A 23,087-nucleotide genomic window follows, 5' to 3' on the forward strand; every position below is an offset into this window, starting at 1 on the left:
GCTGGCGGCGGCGCATCGTGCGCTGCCGCTGCCGCTGCCGCTGCCGTTGCCGTTGCAGCAAACGGCTGCCGCATCGTGCAGCCGTGCTTTCCGCCTTCCTCATCCGGCGCGCGGCCCAATCAGCGGCCGCCCGCCGCGAGTCTCTCAGTTCCTCAGTTCCTCAGTGCGTCGACGCGGCGGCCGGTGTTTCGCTGGCCGGCTTCTCGGTGTGCGCAACCAGCGGCACCCTCACTACGAAGCGCGAGCCGCCTTCCGATGCATCCTCGTATGAGACGGTGCCGCCGTGCATCGCGATGATGTCGTGCACGATCGCGAGGCCGAGCCCGGCGCCCGTCTCGACACCGTTGCCGCTTTGCGCGTCGCCGCGGAAGAAGCGCTTGAACAGGTCGGCCTGCTGGTTGGCGGGCACGCCGGGGCCGTTGTCCTCGACGACGATCTCGGCGGCCGGCTGACCGTCCTCGAGTGCGCCACGCGCGACGTTCACCGTGATCCGTGCGCCGTCCGGCCGCGCGAGCGGCACGTACTTCAGCGCATTGTCGAGCAGGTTCGCGATCACCTCGCGCAACAGCACCGGGTTGCCGCGCACGACCAGCTTCTCGTCGTCACCCGGATCGTCGGTGCGCTGGAAGCCGAGGTCGACATGCGACGCAAGCGCGCGCGGCACCCACTCGGCACCCGTCTCGAACGCCATCGCCGCGAGGTCGACGTCGACGAATCGTGCGGCCTGTTCGCCTGGCTCCGCACGGGCGAGCGACAGCAACTGGTTGGACAGCCGCACCGCGCGGTCGGCGGCGGCGCGCAGTTCGCGCACCGCGGCGAAGGTCTGGTGCGGGTCGCGCGCGACGGCTGCCTGCTCCGCGTGCAGCTTCACGGCGGTGAGCGGCGTGCGCAACTGGTGCGCGGCATCGGCGATGAACTTGCGCTGCGCGTCGAGCGCGGTCTTCAGGCGGCCGAGCAGCGCGTTCATCGCGCTCGTCAGCGGCCGGATTTCCAGCGGCACCTCGGTTTCGTCGACCGGTTCCAGCGACGTGTGGGTCTGCCGGTTCAGCGAATCGGCCAGGTGCGTGAGCGGGCCGAGCTGCTGGTTGACGACGCGCCATACGATGCCCCAGCCCGCGAGCAGCAGCAGCAGCAGCGGCATCATGATCGCGACGAGGAATTCGGCCGCGATCCGGTAGCGGTGCCGCACCGGCTGCGCGACCTCGACGACCATCGGCTTGCCGCCTTCGACGTCGTCGACGCGCACCTGCGCCACCCGCACCGCGCGGTTGTCGTATTCGGCCTCGAACACGTACGCGTGGTGCATGCGACGCACGTTGATCCCCTGCAGCGGCAGCTTGGGATCGCCGGCGAGTTCCTGTTCGCCGTCGCTGATCCGGTAGATCAGCGCTTCGGCGGGATCGGAGAACATCGCCTGCGCGAGCGGCGGCACCGTGAATGGCGCGTCGGGGCCGGCGATCTGGATCTGTTTGGAGATGGCGGTCGCGAGATCGGCGAGCGAGCGGTCGATCACGTGCTGCGTGTATTGCCACGCGAGCCAGTAGGCGATCAGGCCGCTCATCAGCGCGAGCATCGACAGCGGGGCGGCGAGGCGCCGTAGCAGCGAGCGGCGCAGGCTGGTGGTCACAGCCGGATCAGGAGACATTTCGACGGGCAAATGGATAAGCGCCGCTCACTAGGAGCGGCGCGGTCGTGCGCCGGGCGGCGACGCGGAGCAGCGCGCACACGCGGGCGGCACGCGGCCGCCCGGCGTGCGGTGCCGCTCAGACGCTCGCCGTCTGGCGGATTTCCTGCAGCAGGTAGCCGAAGCCGCGCACCGTGACGATTTCGACACGGCACTGCTCGAGTTTCTTGCGCACGCGGTGGACGTAGACTTCGATCGCGGTGTCGCCGAGATCGCCGCCGAAGTGCGTGAGGTGATCCTGCAGCTGCGCCTTGCTGACCACGCGGCCGTGACGCAGCAGCAGCATCTCGAGCACCGCGAATTCACGCGGCGACAGTTCGAGCGGCTTGTCGTCGTTGAAGATGCGACGGTCGACACCCGACAGGCGGACGCCACCGAGCGACACTTCCGGACGCGGCATGTCGCTGTGCGGGCCGCTGCGGCGCATCACCGCACGGATGCGCGCTTCGAGCTCGGCCGGTTCGAACGGCTTGAGCATGTAGTCGTCGGCGCCGGAGTTCAGGCCCTGGATCCGGTCGTTCAGCTCGTCGCGTGCGGTCAGCACGATGACGGGCGTGTGGCGGTTGGTCTGGCGAAAGCGCGTGAGCAGCGTCATCCCGTCGATGCCCGGCAGGCCGAGGTCGAGGATCACGAGTTCGTGGCGGTTCTGTGCCAGCGCCTGTTCGGCAAAGATGCCGTCATGCACCATGTCGACGGTGAAGCCAGCCTGCTCGAGGCTGCTCTGGATACCGCGTGCGATGGGGCGGTCGTCTTCGATCAGAAGGAGTCGCATGAAGTTCGCTCAAGTACAATGGGTTGGCGGTTCAGGCACGCGGACAGCACGACGCCGTTTCCACAGGGGCGCCGCAACACCTGACATCAAGCATGGCGGCCAGCGAACGTTTAAATCCAAACATGTCCGATATTTCGATCAACGACCTAGAAGCCGCGATCAATTTCTGGCGCGCCCGCTCGCCGTCGAGCGGCGACGAACTCAAACTCTGCGAAGAGGCCAGCGCGCTTTCCAAGCCGTATGCGCTGCTGATTGTACAGCGCCAAAGCGCGCTACAACTGGAAGGATTGGACCCCAAGGCACGGAATGCGTACGAGACTTACGTGCGCCTTAAGGATGGCTTGGAAAGCTGAAGGCTTTCGCTGACTACATCCTAGAAAACGTTCATCGAAATGAAAAGTTGACGCGCCGCGCATCGAAAGACGCGCGGCGGTAGAGGAAGGCCTCAGGCGGCCGGTTGCGCGTGCGCGCCGGCACGGTCGATGAACAGCGCCAGTTCGATGTCGCGTTCGGTCAGGCCGTCGGCATCGTGGGTCGACAGCGTGATGTCGACGCGGTTGTACACGTTGAACCATTCCGGATGGTGGTTCATTTCCTGCGCCTTGATCGCGACGCGCGTCATGAAGCCGAACGCTTCGTTGAAATCGGCGAAGCGCAGGCTGCGCTGGATCGCATCGCGGCCCGGGACGGCCGTCCAGAGCGGCAGGCCTTCGAGCCGGGTCTTGCGTTCTTCTGATGTGAGCTTGTGGATCATCTTGCACCTCTCGGTCGGTAACGGCGCCCGCGCGCGGCTGCGCCGCGCGGCGCAGCCGGCATCGGTCATTGTTTCATAGTTGTGGGACGGCCATCCGGCGACGGGCATCCGGGGACGGCCATCCGGGGACGGCCATCGGGAGACCGCCAGCGGTGCGTCCCGGCCCCCTCGAGCGTCACGCGTCCGCGTCGTCGGGCCAGCCGTCGCCCGTGCCGCGATGCAGCACGCGATCGGTCGCGAGCACCGCGCCGGCCGCGAACTCCGGCAGCGCCGCCAGCCGGTCGGCCAGCGCACGGCCGTCGACGTCGGCGAGCGTGAACAGCTGCTCGAAATCGTCGATCACGAAGTAGGTCTTCTGGAACGTGTCGATCCGGTACTTCGTGCGCATCACGCGCTCGAGGTCGAAGCCGAGCCGGTTCGGCGCCACGCTTTCGAGGCTGTACAGGCTTTCGCCCTTGCTCGACACGATCCCGGCGCCATAGATCGACAGCCCGTTCGTGCCGCGCGCATCGCGGATCAGCCCGAATTCCACCGTATACCAGTAGAGCCGCGCGAGGCGCGCCAGCGCCGCTTCATCGTCGGCGACCGCGAGCGCGGTGCGGCCGTACGCCTGCATGTAGTCGGCGAACACCGGATCGATCAGCAGCGGCACGTGGCCGAACAGGTCGTGGAAGCAGTCGGGTTCCTGCAGGTAGTCGAGCTGGTCGGGACGGCGCATCCACCAGGTGACGGGGAAGCGCCGGTTCGCGAGATGCTCGAAGAACACGCGGTCGGGCACGAGGCCCGGCACCGCGACGATCTGCCAGCCCGTTGCCGGCTTCAACTGGCGGTTCACGTCGGCGAACGACGGCACGCGATCGGCCGGCAGGTCGATCTTCCCGAGCCCCGCGACGAACGCGTCGCAGGCGCGCCCGCGCAGCAGCGCCGACTGGCGTGCATAGAGCTGCTTCCACACCGCGTGGTCGACCTGGCCGTAACGCGCGAGCGGCTGGTCGATGGTGAAATCGGCGCGGGTTTCGAGGCCCGCATCGAACTGCTCTTGCAGTTTCGCGGTGACGACGGTGGACATGATCTGGCTCTGCACGTGGCGGTTGGGAACCATGCAAGTGTAGAGCGGGCTGCGCGCGGAATGGGCGCATAGTTGGCGTTCATTTGCTCGATGATGCGATAATCGCGCATCGAATCACGAATCAATGCGGAGAATGCTCATGCTGGAACTCGATCACTTCGATCTCGCGCTGCTGGACGTGCTGCAGCGCTTCGGCCGCGCGACGCATCAGCAGCTCGGCGAGGAGGTGCCGCTGTCGCCGTCGCAGATCGGCCGGCGGCTGCAGCGGCTCGAGGCGGCCGGCGTGATCGAAGGCTACCGCGTGATGTTGCGCCCGGAAAAGCTCGGGCTCGGCGTCACCGCGTTCACGAGCCTCAAGCTCAAGCACCACGGCGACTCGATCATCGAGCAGTTCCAGCAGCAGATCGACGTGCTGCCCGAGGTACTCGAATGCCATGCGGTGGTGGGCGATGCCGACTATCTGCTGCGGATCGTCGCGCCCGACCTGAACGCGCTGTCGCAGTTCGTGATGAAGAAGCTGATGCGCGTGCCGGGTGTCGACAGCGTGCGCTCGAACATCGTGCTGACGACCTTCAAGCGCAACGGCGCGCTGCCGCTCGCGCACCTGGCGCCCGGCGCCGCCTGACGCGGCCACCGCGCGGCGGCAAGGGTGAAGGCGGCGCGGGTTGCGTCGCCTCGGGGCAGGGCCGGATCAGGCCGCTTCGTGCGGCGTGTCGGCGTTCAGCAGGTCGACATACGCGACGGCGACGAGGTCATCCTGCGACACGCCGAGCTTCGCGAACACGTCGTGTGCTTCGGCTTCGCCGCCGGCTTCGTCGTCATCGGGGCCGAGCACGACTTCCAGTTCGATGAAATCGCCGAGGCCGTCGACGCGGTCGAGGTGGATGCGCGTGCGGCCCGCGAGGTACACGTGCCGCTCCTTCGTCACGATGCCGCGCGTGGTCAGCGCGGTGGCGAGCAGCGCGTGCATCGCGTCGGGGTTCGTCACCGGGCTGCGCGTGTAGTACGACGCCTTCGGGCCGTCGCGGTCGTCGCGCTGGTAGAAGATCAGTTCGGCCGGCGTGCCATCCTCGAAGCGGCGCAGCTTGAGCCGGCCGCGCGGCACGTCATAGAAGAAATCCTGCTGGCGATAGAACAGCGGCGCTTCGGTCGCGAGCCTGGCCGCCTGTTCGCGCAGCTGGTCGAATTCGCGGGCGCGGGCTTTGATCTCGATGTTGCGGGCCATGCGGGTCTCCTTCAATCGGGGTCTCGCGGTGTGCGAACGCACAATCTAGCAAAAAGCCCGCGAAGGTGGCGTGACGACCGGCGGGACGCGGCGACACGCCGCGGCCGGGAGGTTCGGCTCCCGTGATTTCCCCATTCCCGCGCGCGTGAGGGCCCGCACGGTCGCCGACCGACGACGTGTCAGGCGTTGACGCCCGGTGCGCGGTCAGCCCCAGCGCTATCAGCGGCACTCATATCGCCCACTGCGCTTCGATCAGCCGCAGCGCGGCCGCGATCGCCGGTTCGTCGCGCCGCTCGGCGAGCGTCACGAACGTCAGTTCGGTCGGCACCGTCACGGGCTCGACGATCGTCAGCGCATGCGCGTGCGCTTCGGCCAGCGCGGTCGAGTCGCGCGCGAGCGTCAATCCGATCCCCGATTTGACGAGGTCGAGCATCGACTGCTCCTGGTCGACCTCGGCCACCTTGAGCGGCTGCGCGCCGGCCTCCGCGAAGCGCCGCGACAGCAGCCGGTGGTGCGCGGACGCCGGTGGCGTCCAGATCCACGGCAGCGTGGCAAGCGCGCGCCAGTCGTGTGCGCGCTGCACGCGCTCCTTCCAGCCGGCCGGCGCAAGCACGCGGTACTGGAAATGCGTGAGCGTGACGGTGTGGAACAGTGCGCCGTCGAGCGGATCGTCCTCGCCCGGCCGGCCGATGTAGTAGCCGACGTCGAGCGCCTGCGTGCGCACCTGTTCGATTACCCAGCCCGACATCCCGTGCCGCAGCGCCGTCTCGATCTGCGGATGCGTTTCGACGAGCGCGCGCAGGAAGCCGCCGAGCCGCAGGAAGCCCGGGTCGAGGATCGTGCCGATCCGCAGCCGGCCGCGTACCTCGTGCCGCAGCGCAGCAGCGGCGCGCTGCACGTCGGCGGCCGCGGCGAGCGCGCGTTCCGCATGCGGCAGCAGCGTCTGGCCGTCGCGCGTGAGCGCGAGGCCGCGCGACGTGCGCGTGAACAACGTGACGCCGAGCGTTTCCTGCAGATGCTTGATCTGCAGGCTGACCGCCGGCTGCGTCAGGTGCAGCTGCGCGGCGGCGCGCGTCAGGTTGCCTTCGCGCGCGACCGTCGCGAACGCGCGCAGCAGGGTGAGATCCATCGTCGTGATATGAGCGCGGCTTATAACGCAGTTCAGCATAACTCATTGGATCGGCGGCCGGCGGCCGGAGTACGCTTCATCGGTCGTGGCGCGGGGCCGCAAGCGCGGTTCGCGACGCACTATGCTGAAAACGACGCGCGGCGTTGCCCCGCGTGACAGGAGACAAACCGTGACTACCCAACGCACGCTAGAAGGCGAATTCGATTACGTGATCGTCGGCGCGGGCACCGCGGGCTGCGTGCTCGCGAACCGCCTGACCGAGGATCCCGATATCCACGTGCTGCTGCTCGAAGCGGGCGGCAAGGACGACTATCACTGGATCCACATCCCGGTCGGCTATCTGTATTGCATCGGCAACCCGCGCACCGACTGGCTGTACAAGACGCAACCCGAAGCCGCGCTCAACGGGCGGGCGCTGTCATACCCGCGCGGCCGGGTGCTCGGCGGCTGCTCGTCGATCAACGGGATGATCTACATGCGCGGCCAGCGCGAGGATTACGACAGCTGGGCGCAGGAAACCGGCGACGCCGGCTGGTCGTGGGACAGCGTGCTGCCGATCTTCAAGCGCAGCGAGGATCACCATGCGGGCGCGAGCGACGCGCACGGCGCGGGCGGCTACTGGCGTGTCGAGAAGCAGCGGCTGCGCTGGGAGATCCTCGAATCGTTCGCGCAGGCCGCGCAGCAGACAGGCATCCCGGCAACCGACGATTTCAACCGCGGCGACAATTCCGGGGTCGGCTGTTTCGAGGTGAACCAGAAGCGCGGCGTGCGCTGGAATACGTCGAAGGCGTTCCTGCGGCCCGCGATGGCGCGCCCGAACCTGACCGTGATCACCGGCGCGCAGGCGCAGCGCGTGATCTTCGACGGTCGGCGCGCGGCCGGCGTCGAATACCACGGCGGCGGCACCGATTACGTCGCGCGGGCGCGTTCGGAGGTGCTGCTGACGTCCGGCGCGGTGAATTCGCCGCAGTTGCTCGAACTGTCGGGTGTCGGCGATGGCCGGCGGCTGCAGGCGCTCGGCATCGACGTCGTGCACGATCTGCCGGGCGTCGGCGAAAACCTGCAGGATCACCTGCAATTGCGGATGGCGTTTCGCGTCGAAGGCGTGCGCACGCTCAACACGCTGTCCGCGCACTGGTGGGGCAAGCTGATGATCGGCGCGGAATATGCGTTGCTGCAGCGCGGGCCGATGTCGATGGCGCCGTCGCAGCTCGGCGCGTTCGCAAAATCCGATCCCGACGATCCCGCGCTCACGCGCCCCGATCTCGAATACCACGTGCAGCCGTTGTCGCTCGAGCGCTTCGGCGAGCCGCTGCACAGCTTCAACGCGTTCACGGCGTCCGTGTGCCATCTGCGGCCGACGTCGCGCGGCAGCGTGCATATCGCGAGCGCCGATCCGGGCGCGGCGCCCGCGATCGCACCGAACTATCTGTCGACCGATCACGATCGCCACGTCGCCGCGAACGCGCTGCGGCTCACGCGCCGGATCGCGTCCGCGCCGGCGCTCGCGCGCTATCGGCCCGAGGAAATCCTGCCGGGCCTGCAGTATCGAAGCGAAGCCGAGCTGATCGAGGCGGCCGGCGCCGTCGGCACGACGATCTTCCATCCGGTCGGCACCTGCCGGATGGGGCGTGCCGACGATGAGCGCGCGGTGGTCGATAGCCGGCTGCGCGTACGCGGCATCGCCGGGCTGCGAATCGTCGATGCATCGGTGATGCCGTTCATTACATCGGGCAACACCAATTCGCCGACACTGATGATCGCCGAGCGTGCGAGCGACATGATTCGTGCCGATCGCCGTGCGGCGCGCGAAGCGACACCGGTGCACACGGAGCAGGCGGTGACAGCCGCGTGACGGAACGCTGACACGCACGACAGCGGGCCGTCATGATGACGCCCGCTGATTCGATCTGCGAAACAAGCTGCTGTTGCAGCAGCGGTGCCGATGGTGGCGATAGCAGCGAATCACGCCGGTTCATCCGGCAAGATCCATGCAAGCCGTGCCGTCGCACGGCCTTTTTGTTGCGTGCCTGCCGGGGCCGGGAGGAGGGCAACGGTCGATGATGCACGTGTCAAAAAAACGGCGTGCAAAACCGTGCACAGCCGCGTGCGACAGGGCGTCAGCCCTATAAGTGCAAATCCCGATGATTGCACTGCACCAACGGCGAGACAATGTGGCGCAGTGTGCATACGCGTCGGCGCGGGAGACCACCCTCGAGGCGTAACACGGCGCCCGGGGCAGCCCGCTCATCCGCTGACCTGTTTCGCGGACGCTTCTCGCGAATCTTCCCGGTGCTTCGCCTGACTTCGTACGGAAGGGAACATGATTCTCGGCGACACGATTCTGGAAACACGCGGACTGACCAAGGAATTCAGGGGTTTCACGGCCGTCAACGGCGTGAACCTGCGTGTGCGTCGCGGTGCGATCCATGCGCTGATCGGACCGAACGGCGCGGGCAAGACCACCTGCTTCAACCTCCTCACCAAATTCCTGACGCCGACGGCCGGCCAGATCGTCTTCAATGGCATCGACATCACCGACGAGCGGCCTGCGCAGGTCGCGCGGCGCGGCATCATCCGCTCGTTCCAGATCTCGGCGGTGTTCCCGCACCTGACCGCGCTGCAGAACGTGCGCATTGGCCTGCAGCGCGCGCTCGGCACCGAATTCCATTTCTGGCGCAGCGAACGCACGCTGAAGCGGCTCGACGATCGCGCGATGGACCTGCTCACGCAGGTCGGCCTCACCGATTTCGCGCAGGTGCCGACCGTCGAGCTCGCGTACGGCCGCAAGCGCGCGCTGGAGATCGCGACCACGCTCGCGATGGAGCCCGAACTGATGCTGCTCGACGAGCCCACGCAGGGGATGGGCCACGAGGACGTCGATCGCGTGACCGCGCTGATCAAGAAGGTCGCGAGCGGCCGCACGATCCTGATGGTCGAGCACAACATGAACGTGATCGCGGGCATCTCCGACACGATCACCGTCCTGCAACGCGGCGAGGTGCTGGCCGAAGGCTCGTATGCGGAAGTGTCGAAGAATCCGCTCGTCATCGAGGCCTACATGGGCAGTGCCGACGCGGCGCTCGCGGGGGCGCACGCATGAAGCACAGCGAACGGGAGGAACGCGAATTGAGCGGCGTCGAAAGCGGTACGCCCGCGCTGGAGATCACGGGCCTGGAGGCCTGGTACGGGGAATCCCACATATTGCACGGTGTCGACCTGACGGTGCACCGCGGTGAAGTCGTCACGCTGCTCGGCCGCAACGGCGCGGGCCGCACGACGACGCTGCGCGCGATCATGGGCCTGACGGGCCGCCGCAGCGGGTCGATCAAGGTCGCGGGCAACGAGACGATCGGCCTCCCGACGCACCGCATCGCGCATTACGGCATCGGCTACTGCCCGGAGGAGCGCGGGATCTTCTCGAGCCTGTCGTGCGAGGAGAACCTGATGCTGCCGCCGCTGATCGGGCCGCGCGAGCACGCGATGCCGATCGACGAGATCTACGCGATGTTCCCGAATCTCGCGTCGCGCCGGCAGAGCCAGGGCACGCGGCTGTCGGGCGGCGAGCAGCAGATGCTCGCGGTCGCGCGGATCCTGCGCACCGGCGCGAACCTGCTGCTGCTCGACGAGATCTCCGAAGGCCTGGCACCGGTGATCGTGCAGGCGCTCGCGCGGATGATCGTCGCGCTGAAGGCGCGCGGCTACACGATCGTGATGGTCGAACAGAATTTCCGCTTCGCCGCGCCGCTCGCCGACCGGTTCTACGTGATGGAGCACGGCAGCATCGTCGAGCATTTCCAGGCGGCCGAACTGGAAAGCAAGATGCCGACCCTGCACGACCTGCTGGGGGTGTGACGCCGCCCCGTTTCCCTTGCCGCTAGCCGTGGCGGCCCTCGAACAACCACAACGCATCAGAACAACAGGAGACGTCAATGAAAATGAAGACCCTCGCACAGGCGTGTCTCGCGCTCGCGACTGCCGCGTTCACCGCCGGCGCCGCACACGCGGCGGATACCGTGAAGATCGGCTTCATCACCGACATGTCGGGGCTTTACGCGGATATCGACGGGCAGGGCGGCCTCGAGGCGATCCGCATGGCAGTGGCCGACTTCGGCGGCAAGGTGCTCGGCAAGCCGATCGAGGTCGTCTATGCCGATCACCAGAACAAGGCCGACATCGCCGCGTCGAAGGCGCGCGAATGGATGGACCGCGGCGGGCTCGACCTGCTGGTCGGCGGCACGAACTCCGCCACCGCGCTGTCGATGAACCAGGTCGCGGCCGAGAAGAAGAAGGTCTACATCAACATCGGCGCGGGCGCCGACACGCTGACCAACGAGCAGTGCACGCCGTACACGGTCCACTACGCGTACGACACGATGGCGCTCGCGAAGGGCACCGGTTCGGCGGTGGTGAAGCAGGGCGGCAAGTCGTGGTTCTTCCTGACGGCCGACTATGCGTTCGGCAAGGCGCTCGAGAAGAACACGTCGGATGTCGTGAAGGCGAACGGCGGCCAGGTGCTCGGCGCGGTGCGCCACCCGCTGTCGGCATCGGATTTCTCGTCGTTCCTGCTGCAGGCGCAAGCGTCGAAGGCGCAAATCCTCGGCCTCGCGAACGCGGGCGGCGACACGATCAACTCGATCAAGGCCGCGAAGGAATTCGGCATCACGAAGACGATGAAGCTCGCCGCGCTGCTGATGTTCATCGACGACGTGCACAGCCTCGGCCTCGAGACGACGCAGGGCCTGGTGCTGACCGACAGCTGGTACTGGAACCGCGATGCGGCGTCGCGCCAGTGGGCGCAGCGCTACTTCGGCAAGATGAAGAAGATGCCGTCGAGCCTGCAGGCGGCCGACTACTCGTCGGTGACGACCTACCTGAAGGCGGTCCAGGCCGCCGGCACGACCGATTCCGACAAGGTGATGGCCGAGCTGAAGAAGATCAAGATCAACGACTTCTATGCAAAGGGCTATATCCGCACGGACGGCAGCATGATCCACGACATGTACCTGATGGAAGTGAAGAAGCCGGCGGAATCGAAGGAGCCGTGGGATTACTACAAGGTGCTCGCGACGATTCCGGGCGAGCAGGCGTTCGGGACCAAGCAGGAAACGCGCTGCGCGTTGTGGAAGTAGGCAGGGCGTAGCGGCGCGCGCGGGCGCGCCGCTCGGTGGCGGCCGCGGCGATGTGCCCGCTGCGCCGCCCGCGCACGCGCTGCATGAAGGTTGCGCGCGCAACGAAACTCATTCTGACGGCTAAGTCGATGGAAATCTTTGGCATTCCGTTGCCGGCGATGCTGAGCCAGTTGCTGCTCGGGCTCGTCAACGGCTCGTTCTACGCGATCCTGAGCCTTGGGCTCGCGGTGATCTTCGGGCTGCTCAACGTGATCAACTTCGCGCACGGCGCGCTGTTCATGCTGGGCGCGATGCTCGCGTGGATGGGCCTGTCGTATTTCGGGCTGCCGTACTGGGCGATGCTCGTGATCGCGCCCCTCGTCGTCGGCGCGTTCGGAATCCTGATCGAACGCTCGATGCTGCGCTGGCTGTACAAGCTCGATCACCTGTACGGGCTGTTGCTCACGTTCGGGCTCACGCTGGTCGTCGAAGGCGTGTTCCGGTCGATCTACGGCTCGTCCGGCCAGCCGTACGACGTGCCGTCGCAGCTGTCCGGCGCCACCAACGTCGGCTTCATGTTCCTGCCGAACTACCGCGCGTGGGTGGTGGTCGCGTCGCTCGCGGTGTGTCTCGCGACGTGGTTCGTGATCGAGAAGACGCGCTTGGGCGCGTACCTGCGGGCGGGCACCGAGAACCCGAAGCTCGTCGAGGCGTTCGGCGTCAACGTGCCGATGATGATCACGCTCACCTACGGCTTCGGCGTCGCGCTCGCCGCGTTCGCGGGCGTGCTGGCCGCGCCGGTGATCCAGGTGTCGCCGCTGATGGGTCAGCCGATGATCATCACCGTGTTCGCGGTGGTCGTGATCGGCGGGATGGGCTCGATCCTCGGCTCGATCGTCACGGGCCTGCTGCTCGGTGTGATCGAGGGTTTCACGCGCGTGTTCTACCCCGAAGCGTCGGCCACGGTCGTGTTCGTGATCATGGCGATCGTGCTGCTGTTCCGCCCGGCGGGCCTCTTCGGCAAGGAAAAATGATGCAGAGAAAAGTGCTCTACGGCGTGCTGCTCGCCGCACTGCTCGCCGCGCCGTTCATCGGCGCGTATCCGGTGTTCGTGATGAAGGTGCTCACGTTCGCGCTGTTCGCGGCCGCGTTCAACCTGCTGATCGGCTATACCGGGCTGCTGTCCTTCGGCCATGCGATGTTCCTCGCGACCGCCGGCTATGCGACCGGTTATTCGATGCAGACGCTCGGTTTCACGCCGGAGCTCGGCGTGCTGGTCGGCACCGTTGCCGCGACGCTGCTCGGGCTCGTCGTCGGGCTGTTCGCGATCCGGCGGCAGGGCATCTACTTCGCGATGATCACGCTCGCGTTCGCGCAGATGGTCTACTTCATCTACCTGCAGGCGCCGTTCACGCACGGCGAGGACGGGCTGCAGGGCGTGCCGCGTGGCCATCTGTTCGGGCTGCTCGACCTGTCGAACGATGTCGCGCTGTACTACGTCGTGCTGGCCGTGGTGGTCGCCGCGTGCGCGTTCATCGTGCGGGTCGTGCATTCGCCGTTCGGCCAGGTGCTCGTCGCGATCAAGGAGAACGAAGCGCGCGCGGTCTCGCTCGGTTACGACACCGACCGCTTCAAGCTGCTCGCGTTCATCCTGTCGGCGGGCATCGCGGGGCTGGCCGGCTCGCTGAAGGTGCTCGTGCTCGGCTTCGAGACGCTGTCGGACGCTTACTGGACGATGTCGGGCCTCGTCGTGCTGATGACGCTCGTCGGCGGGATGGGCACGTTGTTCGGGCCGCTGCTGGGCGCGGCGCTGATCGTCGCGCTGGAAGACCGGCTCGGCGACATCGGCGAATGGCTCGCGTCGACGACGGGCGTCGCGTGGTTCCATTCGCTCGGCGAATCGGCGACGATCGTCACTGGGCTGATCTTCATCGCATGCGTGCTCGCATTCCGGCGCGGCATCGTCGGTGAAATGGTCGCGCGGATCAAGCCGCTCAGGGCGTCCTGAATGCGGGCGGCGTGCGTTACCGGGCGTTGATGCGAAGCACCATCCGGCATGCTCCGGAAGGGCGTCGCAACGGGCTCGGGCCGGCGCCGCGCGGCAAGCTGGTGCCCCATTTTCGTGCGGCGATGCACCATAGGGGTAAATGCTAAGTTGCCGTGGTGCTTAAGCCTCTTTAAGATTCACTTTAGTTCTGATGCACCGCGAAACGAATTTGCAGGTGGAGAACGAGGAGACAATCGAGGCACAAAGTGCCCGGACCCCAAAGCGCTGTTGGACGGAATCCAACAGCGCTTTTTCATTTGCGTGCACGGATTTCCGCTGTTGGTGCATCGGCCTGCGCGGCGGCCGTATTCCGCGCTTGCGTTCGCACCGCGCTTCTTCCGCGCTTCGCGCGTCCTCCGTTTTCCCGTTTCCGTTTTCCCTCGAGTCGTTCGCAGACGATGCTCAGCCGTGCGCCGGCCGTTCGGGCTAACCCGGTTGGCGTGCGCAAAACGCGTCCGTTACACTCAGCTTTCGCCGACCGCGCGGTCGGGAAAATAGGTCGGCAGTTCTCCTACAAGCAGAATGCAGAAGAGGGAGTACGGTTGGATGAGCAGCGCAGGACGATGGATCGGGGCAGGAAGGGCGGCGGGTGCCGTTCGTTCGTCGTGGGGTTGGGCTGCTGTCGCCGCGGCCTTCCCGAGCCGTTCTGCGGCCTGTAGGCGCGTTCCGGCGTCATTGCCGGTCGTTGCGTGCGCATCCGTGTCGATATTCGCATCCGTATTCGCATGAGCAGCCGGTTTCCCGATCATGCGCCGCGCGCGGACTTGGCCGCATCTGGCCGAATCGACGTGCCTTTCCTTGATCGTTGTGCATGCATCGATTGCGCACACGGTTATGCCTTTCTCCGCTTTCTTCATCCAGACGACACCGCCGCTGCGCATCGTGACGGTCGAACGACCGTTTCGACCGCCGGCCGGTGCGTCCGTGCGTGGTTCCGTCCGGGTGCCGTTGAAGATGAGGTGTTTCACGGGAAAACGAGCGTAGACGCGGTATGGCGAGATAGTTAATTTATTAACTTGTTTGGGGACCGGGAGCCGCCCGAGCGACCCGAGGCTTTTTCGAGCAGCGTTTGGAGACAACGTAAATGAAGATGAATCGATGGATGGAGGCCGTGCTCGCCGCGGGCCTCGTGTGCGCGGCGGCAACGGCGTCGGCGCAGGTGAAGATCGGCGTGACGCTGTCGGCCACCGGGCCGGCCGCGTCGCTCGGGATCCCGGAAAAGAACACGATCGCGCTGCTGCCGAAGGAAATCGCCGGCAAGAGCGTGCAGTACATCGTGCTCGATGACGCCTCCGACACGAGCCGCGCGGTGCAGAACGTGCGCAAGCTGATCGATGAAGATCACGTCGACGCGATCATCGGCTCATCCGTCACGCCGAACTCGCTGGCAATGCTCGACCCCGTGTCGCAGGGCAAGACGCCGACGATCTCGCTCGCGGCGAGTGCCCAGATCATCTCGCCGATGGACGCCAAACGCGCATGGATGTTCAAGGTGCCGCAGAACGACCAGCTGATGGCCGACGCGATCGCCGGCTACATGGCGAAGCACGGCGTGAAGACGGTCGGCTTCATCGGTTTTGCGGACGCGTACGGCGACAGCTGGTACAAGACGTTCGATGCGGCGGCCGCGAAGAACGGGCTGAAGCTGGTGTCGAACGAGCGCTACAACCGCACCGACGCGTCGGTGATGGGGCAGGTGCTGAAGCTGATGGGCTCGAATCCCGATGCGGTGCTGATCGCCGGCTCGGGCACGCCGGCGGCGCTGCCGGCGAAGACGCTGAAGGAGCGTGGCTACAAGGGCAAGGTGTACCAGACGCACGGCGTCGCGAACAACGACTTCCTGCGCGTGTGCGGCAAGGATTGCGAAGGCGAGATCCTGCCCGCCGGCCCGGTGCTCGTGACCGACCAGTTGCCCGATTCGAACCCGGTGAAGAAGCCGGCGCTCGGCTACAAGGCCGCGTACGAGAAGGCGTACGGCGCGGGCTCGCTGGCGACGTTCGGCGGCCATGCGTGGGATGCGGGTCTGCTGCTGCAGCGTGCGATTCCGGAAGCACTCAAGAAGGGCCAGCCGGGCACCGAGGCGTTCCGCGAGGCGCTGCGCGCGTCGATCGAGAACGTGAAGGACCTGCCCGTGTCGCACGGCGTGATCAACATGACGCCGACCGACCACAACGGCTTCGACACGCGTGCGCGCGTGATGGTGCAGATCGTCGACGGCAAGTGGAAGCTGCAGGCCGAGTAAGCATCACGTGAAACCGGCGTGCGCGGCGCGACTGGCGCCGTGCATGCCGTCGGCAGGGCGCCGGGCCCGACGGGCCGCGACCATGCCCATGTCGTGTGGAACCGCAGGGGCTCGCTGCGTGGCGCCCGACGCGCCGATCTTGCGGCCCGTGCGCCCCGGCCGTTCCTGTCTTTCGTTTCTCCGCAGCATTCTCGATACACGAAACGTATGGATCTCTCGATTGCAGCGATCCTCGCGCAAGACGGCATCACGACCGGCGCCATATATGCATTGCTGTCGCTGGCGCTCGTGCTGGTGTTTTCCGTCACGCGGGTGATCTTCATTCCCCAGGGCGAATTCGTCGCCTACGGTGCGCTGACGCTTGCCGCGTTGCAGGCGCAGAAATTTCCCGCCACCTGCTGGCTGCTGTTCGTGATGGGCATCGCGTGCTTCCTGCTCGAAGTCGGCGGCTTGATCCGGCATCGCGAACGGCGCCATCAGCTCGGCCGCACGCTCGCGACACTCGGCAGCCGCTACATCCTGCTGCCGCTCGCGGTGTTCGCGATCACGCGCAGCTTCGCCGTGCAGCCGCTGCCGATGCTCGCGCAGATCGCACTGACGCTCGCGATCGTCGTGCCGATGGGGCCGTTCGTCTACCGGCTCGTGTACCAGCCGATCGCGGAAGGCACGACGCTGCTGCTGCTGATCGTATCGGTCGCCGTCCACTTCGCGATGGTCGGTCTCGGGCTCGTGATGTTCGGCGCGGAAGGCTCGCGTACCAACGGCTTCTCGGATGCGTCGCTGTCGATCGGCAGCATGACGGTATCCGTGCAGAGCATCCTGGTCGTCGTGACGGCGCTCGTGCTGATCGGCGCGCTCTACGTGTACTTCGGCCGCACGATCGCCGGCAAGGCGCTGCGCGCGACGTCGGTGAACCGGCTCGGCGCGCGGCTCGTCGGCATCGGCACGACCGAGGCAGGGCGGCTCGCGTTCACGTTCGCGGCGGGGCTCGGCGTGCTGTCCGGGATCCTCGTCGGCCCGCTGACGACGATCTACTACGACTCGGGCTTCCTGATCGGCCTGAAGGGTTTCGTCGGCGCGATCATCGGCGGGCTCGTCAGCTATCCGCTCGCGGCCGCCGGCTCGCTGCTCGTCGGCGTGCTCGAATCGTATTCGTCGTTCTGGGCGAGTGCGTACAAGGAGGTGATCGTGTTCACGCTGATCATTCCGGTGCTGCTGTGGCGGAGCTTCGCCACGCCGCACGCGGAAGAGGAAGAGGAGTGACACGATGAAGACGATGGTACGCAACAAGACCTTCTGGGTGTTTCTCGTGGTGCTGTTCGCGCTGCCGGTGCTGCCCGGCGCGCTGCAGGTACCCGAATACTGGATCACGCTGCTGAACTACATCGGCCTCTACGCGATCGTCGCGATCGGGCTCGTGCTGCTCACGGGCGTCGGCGGGATGACGAGCTTCGGGCAGGCCGCGTTCGTCGGTATCGGCGCTTATGCGACCGCGCTCCTGACGACGCGCTACGGCGTGTCACCGTGGCTCGCGCTGATCGTCGGTGTCGTGCTGACGGCGCTCGTCGCGCTCGTGCTCGGCGCGGTCACGATGCGGCTGTCCGGCCACTTCCTGCCGCTCGGCACGATCGCGTGGGGCCTCGCGCTGTTCTACCTGTTCGGCAACCTCGAACTGCTCGGCAAGTACGACGGGATCAACGGGATTCCGGCGCTGAACCTGTTCGGCATCACACTCGACAGCGGCCGCAGCCTGTATTTCCTGATCTGGGCCGTCGTGCTGGCCGCGATCGTGTCGGTGCAGAACCTGCTGAACAGCCGCCCGGGCCGGGCGATCCGTGCGCTGCGCGGCGGCGGCGTGATGGCCGAGGCGATGGGCGTGAACACCGCGTGGATGCGCGTCGTGATCTTCGTCTATGCGGCCGTGCTCGCGGCCATCTCGGGCTTCCTGTACGCCCACCTGCAGCGTGCGGTGAACCCGACGCCGTTCGGGCTGAACCACGGGATCGAGTTCCTGTTCATGGCCGTGGTCGGCGGCGTGTCGCACGTGTGGGGCGCCGTGCTCGGCGCGGCGATCCTGACCGTGCTGCAGGACTACCTGCAGACGCTGCTGCCGAAGCTGCTCGGCTCTGAAGGCAACTTCGAGATCATCGTGTTCGGCGTGCTGATGGTGCTGCTGCTACAGTACGCCCGCCAGGGCGTGTGGCCGTTCGTCGCCAGGCTGTTCCCGCGCGGGCCGCGTGCGCATGTACCCGAGCACGCCGACCCGTTGCCGCAACGCGCGAAGCCCGCGGCCGGCGAGCCGCTGCTCGTCGTCGACAACGCGCGCAAGCAGTTCGGCGGCCTCGTGGCCGTCAACGACGTCAGCTTCGACGTGAAAGCGGGGCAGATCATCGGGCTGATCGGCCCGAACGGCGCCGGCAAGTCGACCACGTTCAACCTTGTGACGGGCGTGCTGAAGCCGACGGGCGGCACGATCACGTTCCGTGGCGAGCGCATCGACGGGCTCACATCGCGCCAGATCGTCCGCCGCGGCATCGGCCGGACGTTCCAGCACGTGAAGCTGTTGCCGGCGATGACGGTGCTCGAGAACGTCGCGATCGGCGCGCACCTGCGCGGCCATACGGGCGTGTGGCGCAGCGTCGCGCGGCTCAATGCCCACGAGGAAGCGCAGTTGCTGGCCGAGGCAGCCCAGCAGATCCGCCGCGTCGGGCTCGAAAAGCACATGTACGACGAAGCGGGCAGCCTCGCGCTGGGCCAGCAGCGGATTCTCGAAATCGCACGAGCGCTGTGCTGCGACCCGACACTGCTGCTGCTCGACGAGCCGGCCGCCGGGCTGCGTTACCAGGAGAAGCAGCAACTCGCCGACCTGCTGCGGCGGCTGAAGGCGGAAGGCATGAGCGTGTTGCTTGTGGAACACGACATGGATTTCGTGATGAATCTTACCGACCGGCTGGTGGTGATGGAATTCGGCACGCGGATCGCGGAAGGGCTGCCGCAGGACGTGCAGCAGGATCCGGCGGTGCTCGAAGCGTATCTGGGCGGGGTGGAGTGATGACGGACACGACGATGCCGATTCTCGACGTGCGCGGGCTGGCGGTCCGGTACGGGAAGGTGGAAGCGCTGCACGGCGCGGCGATCAAGGTTGGTGCGGGACAGATCGTCAGCGTGATCGGGCCGAACGGGGCCGGCAAATCGACGCTGCTGAACGCGATCATGGGCGCGCTGCCGGTGACCGGACATGCGTCGGGCGCGGTCGTGTATCGCGGTCACGATGTGGGGGCATTGCCGGTCGAGCAGCGCGTCGCACGCGGGATGTGTCTCGTGCCGGAAAAGCGTGAGCTGTTCAGCACGATGACGGTCGAAGACAACCTCGTGCTGGGCGCGTATCGACGCAAGCTGGCAGGTGAAGCGAACTTCCTCGACCAGCTCGATCATGTGTTCGCGCTGTTTCCGCGGCTGAAGGAGCGGCGCAAGCAGGCGGCCGGCACGCTGTCCGGCGGCGAGCGGCAGATGCTCGCGGTTGGCCGCGCGCTGATGGGCAAGCCCGACCTGCTGATGCTTGACGAGCCGAGCCTTGGGCTGGCGCCGCTGATCGTGAAGGAGATCTTTCATATCATCAGCGCGTTGCGCGGGACGGGCGTGGCGACGCTGCTGATCGAACAGAACGCGCGGGCGGCGCTGCAGATCTCCGACTACGGCTACGTGCTGGAGACGGGCGAGTTTGCGCTGGAAGGGCCGGCGGCGGAACTCGCGCAGAATCCACGTGTGATCGAAACCTACCTCGGGTTGGCGAAGAAAACGGCTTGATCGGAGGCGCGGTGGGTGGAAAACGGACGGCGTGTTTCACGTGAAACACGCCGCTTTTGTTTTTGGGTGAAGGTCTGACTCCCATGCATCCGCGGTTAACAACCAGGGGATAAGTATCGGAGGAACAATCAAAAGCTCTGTGCAGTGGCGGCGGGGAGTATCTCCAGCGCAGATGGCGATCCGGTTTGTCGATCGGAGTTGGGTGCCACTCGTTCCACGGAATGATGATGTGCCGGGTCACAGGGGATAAGTGTCGAGCGTTCCGACGGAAATTCTGTGAGGAAGGGGCACAGGATGTTTCGCCTGGGTGTTGGGCGGGACACAGGCCTCGAACGGGTTATATGTTCCACGTGAAATTTCTCGACACATGGATCCCTGCACAGGCGTAACGATGTGTGCCGGGCGGGCCGGATTATTCGCAGGCATGGGCGCGGAACCACAGATTCATCGGCCCAACGCCGAAAAATCGCCGAAATGCACAGACCCTACCATTCGGACGGCATTCGGGTGAAAAGCGAACCCGCTATAATTCGCCCCATACATTTCTCTGATAGGTTCGTGCGCAGCCCTGCGTGCGAAATCCACCATGCTTTTTCCCACAGAATTTGACGTCATCGTCGTCGGTGGCGGTCATGCCGGCACCGAAGCCGCGCTGGCGTCCGCCCGCATGGGCGCAAAGACACTGCTGCTGACCCACAACATCGAAACGCTTGGGCAGATGAGCTGCAATCCGTCGATCGGCGGCATTGGCAAGGGCCATCTGGTCAAGGAAGTCGATGCGCTGGGCGGCGCAATGGCAGCCGCGACGGACGAGAGCGGTATCCAGTTCCGGATCCTCAATTCGTCGAAGGGTCCGGCTGTGCGCGCGACGCGTGCGCAGGCCGACCGTATCCTGTACAAGGCCGCGATCCGCCACCGGCTCGAGAACCAGCCGAACCTCTGGCTGTTCCAGCAGGCCGTCGACGACCTGATGGTCGAAGGCGACCGTGTGGTGGGCGCCGTCACGCAGATCGGCATTCGCTTCCGCGCCCGCGCGGTCGTGCTGACCGCCGGCACGTTCCTTGACGGCAAGATCCACGTCGGCCTGAACAACTACACGGGCGGCCGCGCGGGCGATCCGGCGGCCGTGTCGCTGTCGTCGCGCCTGAAGGAGCTGAAGCTGCCGCAGGGCCGCCTGAAGACCGGTACGCCGCCGCGTATCGATGGCCGCTCGATCGATTTCTCGCAGCTGACCGAACAACCGGGCGATCTCGATCCGATCCCGGTCTTCTCGTTCCTCGGCCGAGCGGAGCAGCATCCGCAGCAGCTGCCGTGCTGGGTGACGCACACGAACGAGCGCACGCACGACATCATTCGTGGCGGTCTCGACCGTTCGCCTATGTATACAGGCGTGATCGAAGGCGTCGGGCCGCGCTATTGCCCGTCGATCGAGGACAAGATTCACCGGTTCGCGTCGAAGGAATCGCACCAGATCTTCCTGGAGCCAGAAGGGCTGACGACCAACGAGTTCTACCCGAACGGGATCTCGACGAGCCTGCCGTTCGATGTCCAGCTCGAGCTCGTGCATTCGATGCGCGGCCTCGAGAACGCCCATATCCTGCGTCCCGGCTACGCGATCGAGTACGACTACTTCGACCCGCGTGCGTTGAAAGCGTCGCTCGAGACGAAGGCGATCAACGGGCTGTTCTTTGCGGGTCAGATCAACGGGACGACCGGCTATGAAGAAGCGGCCGCGCAGGGTCTGTTGGCCGGCCTCAATGCGGGCCGCTACGTGCAGGAGAAGGACGCCTGGTGCCCGCGCCGTGACCAGGCCTACCTTGGCGTGCTGGTCGACGATCTCGTGACGCGTGGCGTGGCCGAGCCGTACCGGATGTTCACGAGCCGCGCCGAGTATCGCCTCAGCCTGCGTGAAGACAATGCCGACATGCGCCTGACCGAGATCGGCCGCGAACTTGGGCTCGTCGACGATGCGCGCTGGGACGCATTCAGCCGGAAGCGCGACGCTGTTTCACGTGAAACCGAACGCCTGAAGTCGACGTGGGTCACGCCGAAGACGTTGCCGGCGGAAGAGGCGACCGCGCTCCTCGGCAAGGCGATCGACCACGAATACAGCCTCGCCGAGCTGCTGCGCCGCCCGGGTATCAGCTACGACGGCGTGTGTGGGCTGAAGGGCGGCGAATGCGGCCCCGCAGAGCCGCTGGCCGACGATCCGGTGATGCTCGAGCAGATCAAGGAGCAGGTCGAGATCGGCATCAAGTATCAGGGCTATATCGAGCGCCAGGCCTCGGAGATCGAACGCAACGACGCGAACGAGAATACGCGCCTGCCGGACGGTATCGATTACCGCGAAGTCCGCGGCCTGTCGTTCGAGGTGAGCCAGAAGCTCAACGAGTTCCGGCCGGAGACGATCGGGCAGGCATCGCGCATCTCGGGTGTCACGCCGGCAGCGATCTCGCTGCTGATGGTGCACCTGAAGCGCCGCGGCCTCGGGCGCCGTAATGGCACTGCCGCAGAGGCAACGGAGCAGGGGGACGGCGCCGTCCCGACGCAACAATGACGGCGCGTCGCGCGCCGGCGGTTAATCGGGACGTACTGGAGCAGATGCTCGTCGAAGGCACGACGGCGCTCGACCTCACCCTGACGGATGCACAACTCAACCAGCTGCTCGACTACGTCGCGCTGCTCGGCAAGTGGAACGCGGTCTACAACCTGACCGCGATCCGCGACCCGAAGCAGATGCTGATCCAGCACATCCTCGATTCGCTTTCCATCGTCCCGCATCTGCGCGGCCGTGCATCGGCCCGCGTGCTCGACGTCGGTTCGGGCGGCGGGTTGCCCGGTATCGTGCTGGCGATCGTCGAGCCGGATTGGCAGGTCACGCTGAACGATATCGTGCAGAAGAAGTCTGCCTTCCAGACTCAGATGCGTGCGGAGCTGAAGCTCGCGAACCTGTCGGTGGTTACCGGTCGGGTCGAATCGCTGCAGCCGGGTGTCGAAGTACCGGAAAAATTCGACATGATCGTATCTCGCGCTTTCGCGGATCTATCCGACTTCGTTAAACTTGCTCGACATCTGGTCGCGCCGGGCGGATCGATCTGGGCGATGAAGGGCGTCCATCCGGACGACGAGATTGCGCGATTGCCGGAAGGCAGCCGTGTGAAGCAGACGATACGGCTGGCGGTGCCGATGCTCGATGCCGAACGGCATCTGATCGAAGTGGCCGTCGACGAAGCGGATTGAAGGGCAG

Annotated in this window: 21 protein-coding genes; 14 read left to right on the forward strand and 7 right to left on the reverse strand. The window is 66.2% G+C overall.

Annotated features, from left to right (window positions below; genetic code table 11):
* Positions 1–160: 160 nt before the first annotated feature.
* Positions 161–1,645 (reverse strand): sensor histidine kinase, encoded by a 1,485-nt coding sequence (locus CFB43_RS00315; protein ID WP_089424135.1) that lies wholly within the window; start codon positions 1,643–1,645, stop codon positions 161–163.
* 118 nt (positions 1,646–1,763) lie between these two features.
* Positions 1,764–2,456, reverse strand: coding sequence for a response regulator (locus tag CFB43_RS00320; RefSeq protein ID WP_006401494.1), 693 nt, complete (start codon positions 2,454–2,456; stop codon positions 1,764–1,766).
* 122 nt (positions 2,457–2,578) lie between these two features.
* On the opposite strand from CFB43_RS00320, the gene CFB43_RS00325 reads away from it, so the two are divergent.
* Positions 2,579–2,809, forward strand: coding sequence for a DUF3717 domain-containing protein (locus CFB43_RS00325; protein ID WP_089438903.1), 231 nt, complete (start codon positions 2,579–2,581; stop codon positions 2,807–2,809).
* Positions 2,810–2,901: 92 nt separating this feature from the next.
* On the opposite strand, the gene CFB43_RS00330 is transcribed toward CFB43_RS00325, so the two are convergent.
* Together CFB43_RS00330 and phhA are read right to left on the reverse strand one after the other, a co-directional pair.
* Positions 2,902–3,210, reverse strand: coding sequence for a 4a-hydroxytetrahydrobiopterin dehydratase (locus CFB43_RS00330; protein ID WP_011350499.1), 309 nt, complete (start codon positions 3,208–3,210; stop codon positions 2,902–2,904).
* A 175-nt stretch (positions 3,211–3,385) separates the two neighbouring features.
* The gene (phhA, locus tag CFB43_RS00335) at positions 3,386–4,279 is read right to left on the reverse strand and encodes a phenylalanine 4-monooxygenase (protein WP_089493938.1); all 894 of its coding nucleotides are present in this window, start codon (positions 4,277–4,279) and stop codon (positions 3,386–3,388) included.
* A gap of 139 nt (positions 4,280–4,418) precedes the next feature.
* Between phhA and CFB43_RS00340 the strand changes: the two genes are divergently transcribed.
* Positions 4,419–4,904, forward strand: a complete 486-nt coding sequence (locus CFB43_RS00340) for an Lrp/AsnC family transcriptional regulator (protein ID WP_006408082.1) — start codon at positions 4,419–4,421, stop codon at positions 4,902–4,904.
* A gap of 66 nt (positions 4,905–4,970) precedes the next feature.
* Here the strand turns inward: CFB43_RS00340 and CFB43_RS00345 are convergent, their stop codons facing one another.
* Together CFB43_RS00345 and CFB43_RS00350 are read right to left on the reverse strand one after the other, a co-directional pair.
* Complete coding sequence (locus tag CFB43_RS00345; protein ID WP_069246759.1) at positions 4,971–5,504, reverse strand: class IV adenylate cyclase; 534 nt, start codon at positions 5,502–5,504, stop codon at positions 4,971–4,973.
* A 229-nt stretch (positions 5,505–5,733) separates the two neighbouring features.
* A complete protein-coding gene (locus CFB43_RS00350; protein WP_089424136.1) occupies positions 5,734–6,633 on the reverse strand; it encodes a LysR family transcriptional regulator in 900 nt (299 codons plus the stop codon).
* Positions 6,634–6,802: 169 nt separating this feature from the next.
* On the opposite strand from CFB43_RS00350, the gene CFB43_RS00355 reads away from it, so the two are divergent.
* The 6 genes from CFB43_RS00355 to CFB43_RS00380 all read left to right on the forward strand — a co-directional run bounded on the left by CFB43_RS00355 (position 6,803) and on the right by CFB43_RS00380 (position 13,752).
* Complete coding sequence (locus CFB43_RS00355) at positions 6,803–8,488, forward strand: GMC family oxidoreductase (protein ID WP_089493804.1); 1,686 nt, start codon at positions 6,803–6,805, stop codon at positions 8,486–8,488.
* A gap of 468 nt (positions 8,489–8,956) precedes the next feature.
* Entirely contained in the window at positions 8,957–9,736 is a 780-nt protein-coding gene (locus CFB43_RS00360; protein WP_021160426.1) for an ABC transporter ATP-binding protein, read from the forward strand.
* Positions 9,733–10,488: an ABC transporter ATP-binding protein gene (locus CFB43_RS00365; protein ID WP_089493805.1), complete on the forward strand. Its 756-nt coding sequence runs from the start codon at positions 9,733–9,735 to the stop codon at positions 10,486–10,488. Before CFB43_RS00360 ends, CFB43_RS00365 begins: the two co-directional genes overlap by 4 nt.
* A gap of 77 nt (positions 10,489–10,565) precedes the next feature.
* Complete coding sequence (locus CFB43_RS00370) at positions 10,566–11,765, forward strand: ABC transporter substrate-binding protein (protein WP_089493806.1); 1,200 nt, start codon at positions 10,566–10,568, stop codon at positions 11,763–11,765.
* Between the two features lie 128 nt (positions 11,766–11,893).
* Positions 11,894–12,778, forward strand: coding sequence for a branched-chain amino acid ABC transporter permease (locus tag CFB43_RS00375; protein ID WP_089493807.1), 885 nt, complete (start codon positions 11,894–11,896; stop codon positions 12,776–12,778).
* Positions 12,778–13,752 carry a branched-chain amino acid ABC transporter permease gene (locus CFB43_RS00380; protein WP_179254777.1) on the forward strand — a complete coding sequence of 325 codons (975 nt, stop codon included), beginning with the start codon at positions 12,778–12,780 and terminating at the stop codon, positions 13,750–13,752. Before CFB43_RS00375 ends, CFB43_RS00380 begins: the two co-directional genes overlap by 1 nt.
* A 503-nt stretch (positions 13,753–14,255) precedes the next feature.
* On the opposite strand, the gene CFB43_RS00385 is transcribed toward CFB43_RS00380, so the two are convergent.
* Entirely contained in the window at positions 14,256–14,759 is a 504-nt protein-coding gene (locus CFB43_RS00385; protein WP_144023025.1) for a hypothetical protein, read from the reverse strand.
* A gap of 116 nt (positions 14,760–14,875) precedes the next feature.
* On the opposite strand from CFB43_RS00385, the gene CFB43_RS00390 reads away from it, so the two are divergent.
* The 6 genes from CFB43_RS00390 (at position 14,876) to rsmG (ending at position 23,080) form a co-directional block, all read left to right on the forward strand.
* Positions 14,876–16,033: an ABC transporter substrate-binding protein gene (locus CFB43_RS00390; protein WP_089493810.1), complete on the forward strand. Its 1,158-nt coding sequence runs from the start codon at positions 14,876–14,878 to the stop codon at positions 16,031–16,033.
* Between the two features lie 207 nt (positions 16,034–16,240).
* Positions 16,241–17,296 (forward strand): branched-chain amino acid ABC transporter permease, encoded by a 1,056-nt coding sequence (locus tag CFB43_RS00395; RefSeq protein WP_089424144.1) that lies wholly within the window; start codon positions 16,241–16,243, stop codon positions 17,294–17,296.
* A 4-nt stretch (positions 17,297–17,300) separates the two neighbouring features.
* On the forward strand, positions 17,301–19,085 hold the full coding sequence (locus CFB43_RS00400; RefSeq protein ID WP_089493811.1) for a branched-chain amino acid ABC transporter ATP-binding protein/permease: 1,785 nt from the start codon (positions 17,301–17,303) through the stop codon (positions 19,083–19,085).
* On the forward strand, positions 19,085–19,840 hold the full coding sequence (locus CFB43_RS00405; RefSeq protein ID WP_089430402.1) for an ABC transporter ATP-binding protein: 756 nt from the start codon (positions 19,085–19,087) through the stop codon (positions 19,838–19,840). Before CFB43_RS00400 ends, CFB43_RS00405 begins: the two co-directional genes overlap by 1 nt.
* A gap of 586 nt (positions 19,841–20,426) precedes the next feature.
* Entirely contained in the window at positions 20,427–22,397 is a 1,971-nt protein-coding gene (gene mnmG / locus CFB43_RS00410; protein ID WP_089483179.1) for a tRNA uridine-5-carboxymethylaminomethyl(34) synthesis enzyme MnmG, read from the forward strand.
* A complete protein-coding gene (rsmG, locus tag CFB43_RS00415) occupies positions 22,394–23,080 on the forward strand; it encodes a 16S rRNA (guanine(527)-N(7))-methyltransferase RsmG (protein ID WP_089493812.1) in 687 nt (228 codons plus the stop codon). Before mnmG ends, rsmG begins: the two co-directional genes overlap by 4 nt.
* Positions 23,081–23,087 lie beyond the last annotated feature (7 nt).

Source organism: Burkholderia sp. AU15512, from assembly GCF_002223325.1.
GTDB lineage: Bacteria > Pseudomonadota > Gammaproteobacteria > Burkholderiales > Burkholderiaceae > Burkholderia.